This is a genomic window from Streptococcus mitis (genome assembly GCF_009496285.1).
Taxonomy (GTDB): Bacteria; Bacillota; Bacilli; order Lactobacillales; family Streptococcaceae; genus Streptococcus; species Streptococcus mitis_BP.
In genome coordinates this window covers 127,994-142,555 of record NZ_WIJK01000002.1, presented here as the reverse complement: position 1 = coordinate 142,555, position 14,562 = coordinate 127,994, and the positions used below count along the sequence as shown (strand labels likewise).

Annotated in this window: 10 protein-coding genes, 1 tRNA gene and 1 pseudogene; 2 read left to right on the top strand and 10 right to left on the bottom strand. The window is 40.3% G+C overall.

The annotated features are described in order from the left end of the window. Nucleotides 1-47: 47 nt before the first annotated feature. The 3 genes from GEZ89_RS01435 to pbp2a form a co-directional block, all read right to left on the bottom strand. Nucleotides 48-119 (bottom strand) — tRNA-Glu (locus GEZ89_RS01435). A gap of 73 nt (nucleotides 120-192) precedes the next feature. Further along, nucleotides 193-657 carry a sigma-70 family RNA polymerase sigma factor gene (locus GEZ89_RS01430; protein ID WP_153224704.1) on the bottom strand — a complete coding sequence of 155 codons (465 nt, stop codon included), beginning with the start codon at nucleotides 655-657 and terminating at the stop codon, nucleotides 193-195. Between the two features lie 172 nt (nucleotides 658-829). Then, a complete protein-coding gene (pbp2a, locus tag GEZ89_RS01425) occupies nucleotides 830-3,055 on the bottom strand; it encodes a penicillin-binding protein PBP2A (RefSeq protein ID WP_153224703.1) in 2,226 nt (741 codons plus the stop codon). An 88-nt stretch (nucleotides 3,056-3,143) separates the two neighbouring features. On the opposite strand from pbp2a, the gene GEZ89_RS01420 reads away from it, so the two are divergent. Beyond that, nucleotides 3,144-4,019: an RluA family pseudouridine synthase gene (locus tag GEZ89_RS01420; protein WP_153224702.1), complete on the top strand. Its 876-nt coding sequence runs from the start codon at nucleotides 3,144-3,146 to the stop codon at nucleotides 4,017-4,019. Between the two features lie 75 nt (nucleotides 4,020-4,094). On the opposite strand, the gene gap is transcribed toward GEZ89_RS01420, so the two are convergent. After that, a complete protein-coding gene (gene gap / locus GEZ89_RS01415; RefSeq protein WP_000260668.1) occupies nucleotides 4,095-5,105 on the bottom strand; it encodes a type I glyceraldehyde-3-phosphate dehydrogenase in 1,011 nt (336 codons plus the stop codon). A 356-nt stretch (nucleotides 5,106-5,461) separates the two neighbouring features. On the opposite strand from gap, the pseudogene GEZ89_RS09800 reads away from it, so the two are divergent. Next, nucleotides 5,462-6,956, top strand: a pseudogene (locus GEZ89_RS09800) (IS1182 family transposase). An 83-nt stretch (nucleotides 6,957-7,039) separates the two neighbouring features. On the opposite strand, the gene adhE reads toward GEZ89_RS09800, so the two are convergent. From adhE to ulaG, 6 genes are all read right to left on the bottom strand, one after another. Next, entirely contained in the window at nucleotides 7,040-9,691 is a 2,652-nt protein-coding gene (gene adhE, locus GEZ89_RS01405; RefSeq protein ID WP_153224701.1) for a bifunctional acetaldehyde-CoA/alcohol dehydrogenase, read from the bottom strand. A 300-nt stretch (nucleotides 9,692-9,991) separates the two neighbouring features. After that, entirely contained in the window at nucleotides 9,992-10,405 is a 414-nt protein-coding gene (locus GEZ89_RS01400) for an MORN repeat-containing protein (RefSeq protein WP_153224700.1), read from the bottom strand. Beyond that, the gene (locus GEZ89_RS01395) at nucleotides 10,380-10,835 is read right to left on the bottom strand and encodes a low molecular weight protein-tyrosine-phosphatase (RefSeq protein ID WP_153224699.1); all 456 of its coding nucleotides are present in this window, start codon (nucleotides 10,833-10,835) and stop codon (nucleotides 10,380-10,382) included. Before GEZ89_RS01395 ends, GEZ89_RS01400 begins: the two co-directional genes overlap by 26 nt. Nucleotides 10,836-10,883: 48 nt before the next feature. Continuing rightward, nucleotides 10,884-11,204, bottom strand: a complete 321-nt coding sequence (gene yajC / locus GEZ89_RS01390; RefSeq protein WP_153224698.1) for a preprotein translocase subunit YajC — start codon at nucleotides 11,202-11,204, stop codon at nucleotides 10,884-10,886. Nucleotides 11,205-11,320: 116 nt separating this feature from the next. Further along, nucleotides 11,321-13,297: a transketolase gene (tkt, locus tag GEZ89_RS01385; protein WP_153224697.1), complete on the bottom strand. Its 1,977-nt coding sequence runs from the start codon at nucleotides 13,295-13,297 to the stop codon at nucleotides 11,321-11,323. A gap of 114 nt (nucleotides 13,298-13,411) precedes the next feature. Then, complete coding sequence (ulaG, locus tag GEZ89_RS01380) at nucleotides 13,412-14,503, bottom strand: L-ascorbate 6-phosphate lactonase (protein ID WP_006153413.1); 1,092 nt, start codon at nucleotides 14,501-14,503, stop codon at nucleotides 13,412-13,414. Nucleotides 14,504-14,562: the final 59 nt, after the last annotated feature.

The window sequence follows — 14,562 nt, the reverse complement described above, 5'->3', positions numbered from 1 at the left end:
AACTTTTTTTAATTTTTTTCATCCAGTGTTTCATCTGCTTCATACTATAGTCCGTACGGGATTCGAACCCGTGTTACCGCCGTGAAAAGGCGGTGTCTTAACCCCTTGACCAACGGACCGGAGTTGTCATTTTCAACTCTTACTATTATACCGACTTTTCTTACTTTGTCAACACCTTTTTTTAACTTTTTTTCATTTCTCCTGAATTACTTCCTTCAGCTCTCTGAGAAGGGCTTTGCGGCCTTTAAATCGTTCGTCTGCCCAGAGGCGTTCGTAGGCTTCTTGCTTATCTTGTGGTAACTTTCTTCTATAACTATTCAATAATTCATGAAGGGCGTAGTAATCATCCAGCCACAATCCTCCTTCTGGTAGGCGATGGCTAATTTCTCCTACTTCTTCATAGGCCATTCGGTCTAGGCGACGTTTTTGACTCTCTTGTTTTCTGACACTATCAAGGATTCGATTGCGAAATTTTGTTTTGAAGTAGACGTAGAGTTTCTTTTCTTCTTCCACCAGTTCTGGATGCTTTTCTAGAAGTTCATGGAGACAGATCATGCCTTCTTGATCCCAATCCTCTTTCTCCCACAGGTGGAGATAGTAATCTTTTCGACATCTATGGACAATTCCTTTTACCTTCTCATAATACTTTTCAAGCATTTGCTTTCCCCCTTTCTCTGCTTGTAGTATAGCAGAGAAAGGCGGAAAGAAGGGCTTTGGTTTCTGTCTTGTGCTTTTTTTACTCTCTAATGTTATGGAAGTTGTGAATGCTGACAAGTGAGAGTGAAAAAAGACAAAGATTTGAATCCTTGTCTTTTAGCTTATAAACGTATTAGTGAAACAGATCTACAATGGTATCCCAAACTGTCTGGGCTTTTTCTTTAATCTTAGCATCTGAAATAGCTTTGCCTGCTTCATCGACCAGATTTTGTGCTCGTCCACGAATATCTGCTAATATATCATCCGACTGCGTACTAGTATCACTTGTAGTTTGTTTCCGTGTGTTTTCTGGTGCAATACCATTCATTTTATAAGCATTTTCAACTGTAAAAGTGCTTCCTGGTGTATAAGGAAGAATTGTTTCTGCCATACTTCTAAAAATGTGAGCAGCACCATTCGAAGTCGAACCTGCCAGATAATGATTTTCGTCCGTAGTCGGGAAACCAAGCCAATGACTTATCACCACATCAGGCGTATATCCGATAACCCACTGGTCACTTGTATATACTGGGTTAAAAGCTGCTTCAGTTGTACCAGTTTTCCCAGCCATAACATAGTCATCTGGCGAGGAGCTTATTCCTGTACCGTTTGTAAAAGTACCTAACATCATACTGGTCATTTTATCGGCTACTGACTTATCTATTATACGTTTTTGAGAATTTTTGTGGGTTGCAATGACTTGGCCGCTCGCATTTTCAATACGAGTAATAAAATGCGCTTCAGGTATCAAACCTTCATTTGCAAACGCTGCATAAGCCTGCGCCATTTGTAGCGGACTTGTCTCCACCCCACCACCTAGAGCTACACCTAACACACGATCAACATTCGTTAAATCAAGTCCGAATCTTTCACCTGATTCAAAAGCCTTATCGATACCAAGTTGCTTGACTGTCGCTACAGCAGGAAGATTTAGAGACTCGGCTAAGGCTTGATACATTGGAACTTCTGGTGATGTCTTGATTCCTGCGTAATTGTCTACTTTATAATCACCATATTGCATGGTATGATTATCCAGCTCCTTATTAAGAGACCAACCCGCTTCGACTGCTGGTGTATAGACTACTAAAGGTTTAATCGTTGAACCTGGACTTCTTTTGGTCTGGGTTGCATAGTTAAAATTTCTGAAACCTGTCTTATCATCCCCTGCCACTCGACCAACAACTCCTCGAACTCCACCCGTTTTTGGCTCCAAAGCGACACTACCAGACTCTGCATGTGTCCCATCTTCAGCTGTCGGAAAGAGCGAAGTATTTTGATAGATAACCTGCATATTTGCTTGGTAATTTTGATCTAGCTCCGTATAAATTCGATAACCGTTATTAACGATTTCTTCCTCTGTTAGATTATACTTTTCAATAGCTTCATTAACAACTGCATCAAAATAAGAAGGATAACGGTAGTCTGATATTTTCCCTTCATAACTATCTTTCAATTGAGAAGCCATATCAACACTTGCTGCTTCTGCTTCCTTATTTTTATCAAGGTAGCCGGCAGCCACCATATTTTGCAAGACAGTATCTCTTCGATTAGTTGAATGCTCAATGGAATTCAGAGGATTGTACAATTCTGGGCCTTTAAGCATGCCTGCTAAAGTGGCAGCTTCATCAAGAGTTAATTCCGATGCCGAAACTCCAAAGTACTTCTTACTAGCATCCTCAACACCCCAAACTCCATTACCGAAGTAGGCATTGTTCAAATACATGGTTAGAATTTCTTTTTTACTGTATTTTTTGGTTAATTCTAAAGCAAGGAAGAATTCTTTGGCCTTTCTCTGAACAGTTTGGTCTTGTGAAAGATAAGCATTTTTCGCTAACTGTTGGGTAATTGTAGAACCACCACCCGAGCGACCAGCTGTTAGGATCGCTAGGAAAAAGCGACCATAGTTAATTCCACTATTTTTATAGAAGCTCCTATCTTCTGTCGCAACAACAGCATTCTGCAAGTCTTCACTAATTTCCGAGAGCTCAACATAGGTTCCTTTTTGGCCTGACAAGGCACCAGCCTCATTCTCTTCTCTATCAAAAATCACCGTTCTTGTTTTCAAAGCATTCTGCAAGTCTGTAACATTTGTCGATTTAGCCAAGGCAAATAGATAGACCCCAACAAACAAGCTTGCACTTAGTCCAAGAATTAGAAAGATTTTGGTCAGATGATAGCGACGCCAAAATTTTCGAATAGGTCCGACTTGCCCAACTTTCTTTCGCCCACCTCTTGACCGTCTTAAATTAGTCGAGGTATTTTCTTCATTATTAGCTTCGTCGATTTCTATTTCTTCCATTTCAGCTTCTTCTTTTTTAAATAAAGAAAGAAACTTTTCAAATAATGTATCTAATTTCATGCGTTTATTTTATCATCTTCCCCATAGGAAGACAAGAATTTAGCTAGATTCTCTATCCAAATAATCTATTTTTTGTTACAATATCTGTATGAAATTTACCTTTGTTATCCCTGATTCTCTTCCTGAAATGACTGTCAAAATCTTCTTGGAGGAGCAACTACTCATTCCGAGAAAAATACGGCATTTCTTGAGAATTAAAAAGCACATTCTCATCAATCAAGAAGAAGTCCACTGGCATCAAACTGTCAAATCCGGAGATGAATGTCAACTGATTTTCGATGAGGAGGATTATCCTACAAAAGAAATTGTTTGGGGGAATCCTAATCTTGTCCAAGAAGTTTATCAGGACCAACATTTAATCATCGTCAACAAACCTGAAGGAATGAAAACTCACGGGAATCAACCAGATGAGATTGCTCTTCTTAACCATGTCAGTGCCTACGTTGGCCAGACCTGTTATGTCGTTCATCGTCTAGACATGGAAACCAGCGGTTTAGTTCTCTTCGCTAAAAATCCTTTTATCCTGCCTATTCTCAATCGCTTATTGGAGAAAAAAGAGATTTCTAGAGAATATTGGGCACTTGTTAACGGAAATATCAGCAGCAAAGAGCTTGTTTTCAAGGACAAAATCGGACGTGATCGTCATGATCGCAGAAAAAGAATAGTCGATACAAAAAATGGGCAATATGCTGAAACTCATGTAACTCGATTGAAACAATTTCAAAACAAGACCAGTCTTCTTCGTTGTCGATTAAAAACAGGACGTACTCATCAGATTCGAGTTCATTTATCTCACCACGGTCATCCAATCCTTGGAGACCCTCTCTACAATCCACATTCAAAAACTAAAAGACTAATGCTTCATGCATTTAAACTTTCTTTTGTCCATCCTCTGACCTTAAACAAATTAAGCTTTACTGCGCTATCAGATACATTTGAAAGAGAATTAAACCAAAATGGATGACACTATCATCCATTTTTTCTTATAGATACCAAAAAAAAGCAAGACCAGTTGGCCTTGCTTTTATCAACTCAAGAATTATTTAGCGATTTTAGCGAAGTATTCAAGAGTACGTACAAGTTGTGCAGTGTATGACATTTCGTTGTCGTACCATGAAACAACTTTAACCAATTGTTTACCGTCAACGTCAAGAACTTTAGTTTGAGTTGCGTCAAACAATGATCCGTAAGACATACCTACGATATCTGAAGATACGATTGGATCTTCTGTGTAACCGTATGATTCGTTTGAAGCTGCTTTCATAGCTGCGTTCACTTCATCAACAGTAACGTTCTTTTCAAGAACAGCTACCAATTCAGTAACTGATCCAGTTGGAGTTGGAACGCGTTGTGCAGATCCGTCAAGTTTACCGTTCAATTCTGGGATTACAAGACCGATTGCTTTAGCAGCACCAGTTGAGTTAGGAACGATGTTTGCTGCACCAGCGCGAGCACGACGAAGGTCACCACCACGGTGTGGTCCGTCAAGGATCATTTGGTCACCAGTGTAAGCGTGGATAGTAGTCATCAATCCTTCTACAACACCAAAGTTGTCTTGAAGTGCTTTAGCCATTGGAGCCAAGCAGTTTGTAGTACATGAAGCACCTGAGATAACTGTTTCAGTACCATCAAGAACATCGTGGTTAGTGTTGAATACAACTGTTTTAACGTCGTTTCCACCAGGAGCAGTGATAACAACTTTCTTAGCTCCACCTGGGTGCAAGTGTTTTTCAGCAGCTGCTTTCTTAGCAAAGAAACCAGTAGCTTCAAGAACGATTTCTACACCGTCGTTAGCCCAGTCGATTTGTTCTGGATCACGTTCAGCAGAAACACGGATGAATTTACCGTTAACTTCAAATCCACCTTCTTTAACTTCCACAGTTCCGTCGAAACGACCTTGAGTTGTGTCATATTTCAACAAGTGTGCAAGCATAACTGGATCTGTAAGGTCGTTGATGCGAGTAACTTCAACACCTTCTACGTTTTGGATACGGCGGAAAGCAAGACGACCGATACGTCCGAAACCGTTAATACCAACTTTAACTACCATTAGTGATTTCCTCCTTATGAAAATCATGAAAATTTTATTGTGAAAAGAGTAACTTGAATCACTACAAATCACCTTTCAACATACCTATTATATAACTATTTGAGTTTAATTGCAAGCACTGGCCTTGTTTTTCTGATAAGCTTTGGTAATATTTTCATTTCTTTACTTAGCCTTGCAGCCTACTCCAATTCTATGCATTTCTTAATAAAAATATATTCTCTAAGCATAAAAGAGTCTGGGACAATAGTGTCTCGATTCTATCAAAAAAGCAACGGATTTGCCGTTGCTTTTTTTCATGGTTGCGATAGTCTTGGTAAAATAGAATTGCTTAATAAACCATTTATAAAGGCTATCCCATGCATATTCACTATAACACAACTCAAACAACTTTACCACTAGAAATCAGTTTTTTCTTGCAACAAGACCATCTTGTCTTTACTATTGAACAAGTGGTGAATACCTTGGAAGATAGTCACTTCCATGCCTTCTATCATGCCTTTGGTCGCCCGTCTTATCACCCTAAAATGCTTGTATCTGCTCTCCTATTTGCCTATTCACAAGGGATTTTCTCTGGTCGAAAAGCAGTACCTAACAGGACAGTTGGTTGTCAGCTATCGCACCATCAATCGTTTTCGTGTCGCTGAAGGGATGGAAGAACTCATTCGTGATCTTTTCATCGACCTCAATCTTCGTTTAAAAATGGAAGAGTTAGTGACCCTAGATTACTTGTTTATTGACGGAACTAAGATTAAAGCCAATGCCAACAAGTATAGTTTCGTGTGGAAGAAAGCGATAGAGAAATTCTCCGCCAAACTTCAAGAACAGATACAAGTCTATTTTCAAGAAGAAATCACACCCCTTATCCATCAAGCTATCGAACTGGATACACAAGAGCCTATCTTCTCAGAGCAGTTGCTTGCATTCGCTCAAGTCCTTGAAGAAGAATTAGAAAAACTGAACCAGGACATTGAGGAGCCACCCGTTAAAGGAAAGGATGAACGTAAAACCCAGCGTCGTAAACTCAAGAAAGTCCTGCGTAAAGTCAAGGATGATTTTTCAGTACGTGCTGAAAAATATGAAAACTATCAGGAGACATTTCAAGGGCGTAACAGTTTTTCCAAAACCGATCCAGATGCCACTTTTATGAGAATGAAAGAAGACCATATGAAAAATGGTCAACTCAAGGCTGCTTATAATCTTCAAATCGCTACGAAAAACCAATTTGTTCTTCACTATGATATCTTCTCAAATCCGACAGATACCAAAACTCTTCTGCCATTCCTTGAAACCTATCCACATGAATTGAAGACAGTTGTCGCAGATGCTGGATATGGAAGTGAAGAGAACCTCCTTCGTTTAGATGAGAAGGAGGTGAACCATCTGATAAAATATGCCATGTTTGATAAGAAACAGAAGAGAGGCTATAAACAGTCAGCTAGAAACTTAGGGAATTGGTACTATGATGACAAGGAGGATAGCTATACACATCCTGACGGCTGGTGCTATCGTTTTCATCATATCAAACATCAGAAAACACAGACAGACTTTCAACAGGGAATCAAGGTTTACTACGCTGATGAGCCTGAATCAGCCCCTCAAAAGGGACTGTATATGAACGAACGTTATCAAAACTTGAAAGCTAAAGAATGTCAGGCGCTTTTATCTCCCCAAGGTAGACAGATTTTCGCTCAACGCAAGATTGATGTAGAACCTGTCTTTGGGCAGATAAAGGCTTGTTTGGGTTACAAGAGATGTAATCTGAGAGGGAAGCGTCAAGTGAGAATTGACATGGGATTAGTTCTCATGGCCAATAATCTCCTTAAATACAATAAGAGAACAACTCAAAATTAAAAAGCTAGAGCTCCACAATTGGAAATCTCTAGCTTTTTTGTGGTTGAGAACTATTTTGTCCCAGACACTTGGCTGATAATCAATTATTTACGACGTCCTGGTCTTTCTTTGTAACCATAGTAAGCATCTTCGATGATTTCTTGCATATGGTCAACCATTGGAAGACGTGGGTTAGCAGGTGAACATTGGTCTTCATAAGCAAGGAAGGCCAATTCACGTGAATGTTCTTTCCATTCTTTTTCGTCAATACCTTGTGCTTTGAAGTTCATTTCGATACCTACGCGCTCACCAAGTTCGTAGACAGCTTTTGCGTAAGATTCCACACCTTCTTCTGGTGTAGAAGCTGGAAGTCCAAGCATACGAGCGATATCTTGATATTTCTCGTCTGCACGGTAGTAGTTGTACTTAGGCCATGTAGCTGTCTTAGCTGGGCGAGTACCGTTGTAACGGATAACGTATGGAAGCAAGATTGCATTTGTACGTCCGTGAACTGTGTGGAATTGCGCACCAATCTTGTGAGCCATTGAGTGAGAAATACCTAGGAAGGCATTTGCAAAGGCCATTCCAGCGATTGTTGAAGCGTTATGCATTTTCTCACGTGAGTGGAAGTCTGCATTCTTAACTGAGCTTTCAAGGTTTTCGAATACAAGTTTGATTGCTTGAAGAGCAAGACCATCAGTGTAGTCACTAGCCATTTGTGATACGTAAGCTTCAGTCGCGTGAGTCAATACATCCATACCAGTATCAGCAGCAACAAATCCAGGAACTGTCAATACCAAGGCAGGGTCTACGATTGCCACAGTTGGTGTCAATGAGTAGTCAGCGATTGGGTATTTACGGTTGTTTGCTTTATCAGAGATAACGGCAAATGGAGTTACTTCAGATCCTGTACCAGATGTAGTTGGGATCGCGATGAATTTAGTTTTCTTACCAAGCAATGGGAATTTGAAGGCACGTTTACGGATATCCATGAATTTTTGTACAAGGTCACGGAAGTCCACTTCTGGTTGTTCATAGAAGAGCCACATTACTTTAGCAGCATCCATTGGTGATCCACCACCAAGAGCGATGATTGTATCTGGTTTGAAGGAACGCATGATTTCTGTACCACGTTCGACAGTTGTGATATCTGGATCTGGCTCTACATCTGCAAAGATTTGGTAAACAACCTTATTGCGACGAAGGTCAAGTTGTTCGATGATACGATCAAGGAAGCCAAGCTCTACCATAGCGTGGTCAGTAACGATCATGACACGCTCAACGTCACGACATTTTTGAAGATATTGAATTGAATCACGTTCAAAGTATGTTTTTGAAGGAAGTTTCATCCATTGCATGTTATTTCTCCGTCTTCCGACTTTTTTGATGTTCAAGAGGTTAATGGCGCTAACGTTATCCCCAACTGAGTTGCGTCCGTAAGAACCACATCCGAGTGTCAATGATGGCAAGAAGGCATTGTAAACGTCCCCGATACCACCGAAAGTAGAAGGTGAGTTACAGATAACACGAATAGCTTTAACAGCTTTACCAAATTCTTTAGTCAATTCTTCATCGGCAGTATGGATGGCAGCTGAGTGTCCAAGACCGTTAAATTCAACCATTTGACGAGCTTTAGCAATACCATCTTCACGACTTTCAGATTTCAGAACTGCGATAACTGGTGACAATTTTTCACGAGTCAATGGCTCGTTTTCACCAACTTCTTTACATTCTGCAGCAAGAATGTTTGTTCCTTCTGGAACAGTAAATCCTGCTTGTTCTGCAATCCAAGTTGCTGGTTTACCAACGATGTCAGCATTCAATTTTGCACCAGCACAGTTTTTGCTGTTTGCTTTCACGCCGAAGCAGAACTCTTCAAGAAGTGCTTTTTCTTTTTTGTTTACAAAGTAAGTGTGATAAGATTTGAACTCTGCTACAAATTCATCGTAAATTTCTTTATCAATGATAACCGCTTGTTCAGATGCACAGACCATACCATTATCAAATGATTTAGACATTACGATATCGTGAGCAGCTTGGCGGATGTTAGCTGATTTTTCAACATAAGCTGGAACGTTTCCGGCACCTACCCCAAGAGCTGGTTTACCACATGAGTATGCAGCTTTAACCATGGCATTACCACCTGTTGCAAGGATTGTTGCAACACCTTCGTGGTTCATCAATGCGCTAGTTGCTTCCATAGATGGTTCAGTAATCCACTGTACACAGTTTTCAGGTGCACCTGCTTTAATCGCTGCATCACGAACGATTTGAGCTGCGTGAGCTGATGATTCTTGAGCTGATGGGTGGAATGCAAAGACAATAGGATTACGAGTCTTCAATGAAATCAACGCTTTAAAGATTGCTGTTGAAGTAGGGTTTGTTGTTGGAGTGATACCACAAACAACACCAACTGGTTCAGCGATAAGAGTCAATCCTGTTACATCATCTTCTTCGATAACACCAACTGTTTTAGTGTGGCGCATGTTGTTTACTACGTGCTCACAAGCAAATAGATTTTTAGTTGCTTTATCTTCAAATACTCCACGTCCTGTTTCTTCAAAGGCATGTAAAGCCAATTCTCCGTGAGCATCAAGTGCTGCAACTGAAGCTTTTGCTACGATATAATCGACTTGATCTTGGTCAAGTTTACGCATTTCTTCAAGGGCAACTAAAGCTTTTTGCACCAAACCATCGACATGCTTTTCAGCAGCGAGTTTCTTTTCTTCTGGTGTTACAGTTTTTTTATCAGCCATATTTTCCTCCATAGCTTTCAAGGATTGTAAGTCCTTTGTTAATTTTTTCACAAGTTTATTATAACTCTTTTTTAAACGTTTGTAAACAGTTTCATAGACATTTCACAAACTTTTTTTATTTGTTTGTGAAAACAATTCCAAATATACCCACACATGCGCTTTTTCGCTTAAAGTTTGTGAATTATTCTATAAAAGTTTTATTTTTCACAAACTTAGTTGTAAAACAATGTTGTAAGCTGTTTTTATTTCCATGTAAGCGCTTTCTTGCCCTCTGAAAGAAGACCTCCTTCTAGGAGGAGGTTATTGTGCTTGTTGAAATAAACCTTGTTTGAAATCCCCTTCGTAGACTACTCCTTGTTCGGTAGTCAGTTTTCCTTTTCCTTCAGCTTGGCCATTTACAAAGTCTCCCTCATATACCCAACCTGCTTTAGCTTGGTAGGTACCTTTACCATTGAAGGCACCATTGCTAAATTCTCCAGTATAGGTATCACCGTTCGAGAAGGTAACAGTGCCCTGACCATTCATCTTACCACGAACTAGGCTCCCGTCATAAATAATAGCATCGTTATCAAGTTTAAGAACGCCCTGTTTTGGAAGATTGGTCAGAAATACGAGACCTGCACAGACAACAATGACGATCACTGTCGCAATTTCTAAACGGGGACGTGTTAAATAGACGCTATATTTTTCATAGAGTTTTTTTAAATTTTCCATGTTCACTCTCATTTTCTAAGCGACTTATCCAATCCTGGCAACCAGTTAAAACTCGGTCATAAGTTTCTTCAAAATCACCTGTATACCAGGGATCTGGAACGCTTTCAGATGCAAAAGGTTGTATCTTATATTGTTGATCCTGTGGACAAATCTCACGCAAATCAGCGAGATTAGACTCATCCATCCCAATGATATAGTCAAAATACTCAAAATCTTTTTTAGAAATTTGTTGGGAAGTTTTCGAAGTATCATAAGGAACGCCATGACTTCGAAAGATTTCTTGTGTCCCTTTGTGGATCGGATTGCCATGTTCCCAGGAAGAAGTCGCTCGGCTTTGAATCTCATATTTGTCAGTCAAGGATTTCATCACAAATTCCGCCATAGGACTACGACAAATATTACCAAGACAGACAAAAGCAATTTTTTTCATTACTCTTCCTCTCACTTATAGAAAAACGGGAATGAGATCCACCCCGTTTTATTCTTCAATAGCACTGCCATCTTCAATAACAGCTCCTTCAGGTGTCACAGCTTCTTTGACTGGCAAAACAGTTCGAATTGCTGCTAGTTCGAAGGTTAAGTATACGCCATCAACATCAAGAACAATTGTTCTGTTTTCTGTGTCTACTTCATCGACTGTACCGTAGAGACCACCGATAGTGATTACTTCGTAGCCTTTTTGAAGCTTATTGAGGCTTTCCATACGTTTTTCTGCTTGTTTCTTTTGAGAACGTTGCATGAAGAACATCAAGCCCAACATCAAGACAAGCATAATTAAAAATGTTAAATTCCCAACCATTATTTTTACTCCTTTGTAATTCAGATAAAACTACTATATCAAATTTCACTTGTTTTTACAAGATTGCACCTTGATTTTAGGTCAATAAAAAACCAGAGCAAATGCCCTGATTTTTCTTATTTCAAGTTGTTTACAAGTTCTACTAAGTTTTCAACTGTAAAGCCATACTCTGCTAAAACTTTTGGTGCTGGGGCAGAAGCTCCAAAGGTATCAATACCAAGAACTGCTCCATCAAGACCAACGTATTTGTACCAGTTTTGAGTTGCTCCCATTTCAACTGCTACACGACGACGAACTGCATTTGGTAAAATCTCTTCTTTGTATGCTGCATCTTGTGCATCAAATACATCTGTAGATGGCATGCTGACTACGCGAACTTTTCCACCTTGACTTGCCAATTCTTTAGCAGCTGCAACAGCCAGATTAACCTCTGAACCTGTTGCAATCAAGATAGTGTCAAAATCAGTTGCATTTTCATAGACAACATAAGCACCTTTCGCAACCTTGTCAAAGTCTGTTCCTTCTTCAACAGTCAAGTTTTGACGAGTCAAGACAAGAACAGTTGGTGTTTTCTCGCTCTTCACTGCTTGATACCAAGCTGCTTGAGTTTCACGCGCATCTGCTGGACGGAAAACATTGAGGTTTGGAATCGCACGAAGACCTGCCAAGTGCTCAATTGGTTCATGAGTTGGACCATCTTCTCCGACTGCGATTGAATCGTGGGTGAAGACATAAGTTACAGGAAGACCTTGTAGAGCTGACAAACGAACTGCTGCTTTAAGGTAGTCTGAGAATACGAAGAAAGTTCCTCCGTAAACACGAAGTCCACCGTGAAGAGCCATTCCGTTCAAGACTGTACCCATTGCAAATTCACGAACACCAAATTGGATGTTACGATTTAAGCGATTTGCATCATCTTGAAGTCCGTCAGTTTTGATGTAAGTCATATTTGAATGAGCGAGGTCTGCTGATCCACCAAGGAAGGTTGGCAATTTAGCAGCCACAACATTCAAGGCATCCTGACTTGAGTTACGCGTCGCTTGAGAGAAGTCATTTTCTAAAGCTGGGAAGTCTTCTGGAGTCAATTCAACTGGATCGCGTCCTTCGATAATTGCTTCCACTTCTGCAGCAAGTTCTGGATGAGCTTCTTTGTAATCTGCGACTAGTTTTGTCCATGCTTCATAGGCTGATGCGCCACGGTCTGCAACATTTTCTTTGAAATCAGCATAAACTTCTGCTGGGATTTCAAATGGTTCGTAATCCCAACCAAGGGCTTGACGAGTTGCAGCAGTTTCGTCTGCACCAAGAGGAGCACCGTGTACGGCATTAGTTCCTTGTTTGTTTGGAGAACCATAACCAATAACAGTTTTCACTTCGATCAAAGATGGTTTTCCTGAAGCCTTAGCTTCTTCAATAGCAGCATGAATAGCTTCTAAGTCTGTTCCATCTTCTACCAAGGCTGTATGCCAACCATAAGCATTGTAACGATCGCGGACACTTTCTGTGAAAGAATCTTTTGTCTCACCATCCAAGTTGATATCATTTGAATCATAAAGAACAACCAACTTGTCAAGCTTTTGCAAGCCTGCATAAGAAGCAGCTTCACTTGAGACACCTTCCATCAAGTCACCATCTCCACAGATAACGTAAGTGTAGTGGTCAAAGATGTTATAACCTTCACGGTTGTACTTAGCTGCAAGGAAACGTTCTGCTTGTGCAAAACCTGTCGCAGTCGCAATCCCTTGTCCTAGAGGGCCTGTTGTTGCGTCAACCCCTGCTGTATGACCAAATTCTGGGTGACCTGGAGTTTTAGAGCCCCATTGACGGAAGTTCTTCACTTCATCCATGCTCACATCTTCAAATCCTGAAAGGTGAAGAAGGGCATAAAGAAGCATTGATCCGTGACCAGCTGAAAGAATGAAACGGTCGCGGTTAATCCAGTTTGGTTGAGCTGGATTGATACGAAGTTCTTTAGTGAAAAGGCTGTAAGCCATCGGTGCTGCACCCATTACCACCCCTGGGTGACCTGAGTTGGCTTTATTGATAGCGTCAATACCTAGAAAACGAATCGCATTAACAGATAGATTTGACATAGAATTTCCTTTCTCTTTGAGGTGATAGGTCTATCACATATTCTATTTGTACTATTATATGAAAATTATCCGTATCGTGCAACATACGGATAACCTCCAGAAAAAATTTTTATATTAAAGCAAGGCTTTGAATTGGATATTTGAGTCTTGTTCGAAGCAGTCATCAAAACCACGTGGGTGATGATATTCTATTAAGTGTTGGTCTTGAGGATAAGTGTATTTTCCACCAACTTCCCAGATAAATGGATGAAAATCGTATTGCAAGCGATCTTTTCTCATTTTCCAAAGTTCTAGGATTTCATTCGTAGAAGCCATGAAGTTAGACCAGATATCATAGTGAACTGGGATAATGACTTTAGCACGAAGATTTTCTGCCATGCGAAGTAGGTCGATAGAGGTCATTTTATCTTGGATACCAACTGGGTTTTCACCATAGTTATTCAAAGCAACATCAATTTTGAAGTCTTTACCATGTTTCGCAAAGTAGTTTGAGAAGTGAGAATCCGCACCATGATAGATGGTTCCACCTGGTGTTTCAAAGACATAGTTAACAGCCTTTTGAGCCATTTCTTCATCTGTAACAGCCAACCCAGCAAGTTCACCACCTGTTTCGTCAGCTCCATTTACTGGTAGAGTTACCAAGCAAGTACGGTCAAATGATTCTACTGCATGAATCTTCATGTCTTTTAGTTCGATAGTATCACCTGGCTTCACAACGATGATTCGTTCTTTTGGAACACCCCAGCCTTCCCAGATTCGACCACAATGGTAAGGACCGATAAACTTAACATGCTCTAACTTAGGATTGTTGAGAATCGCTGCAGCTGTGTATGGGTCGATATGGTCACTGTGGAAGTGTGAAACCAAGTAGTAATCTAGTTCGTTAATTGCAAATGGATCAATAACCATTGGTTGAACACGCAAGTTTGGTTGCAATTTACGAACACCTGCCATATTTGCCATTTGGTGTCCACGAACCATATCTTTCACTTTTTTGGTTGATTTTCCACGGTTTGACCAAAGGTCCATGACAACGTTAGCACCACCTGGTGTCTTAATCCAAGTACCACAGTTACCTAGCCACCACATGGCAAAGTTGCCTTCAGGCACGACTTCTTCTTCGATTTCTTCGTTCAACCATGTTCCCCACTCTGGGAAAGTAGCTAAAATCCATGATTCTCTTGTAATTTCTTTTACGTTTGGCATTTGAAATCCTCCATATTTTGTTCAAGTTTTCATTTCATACTTAGTATAACACCGACCGA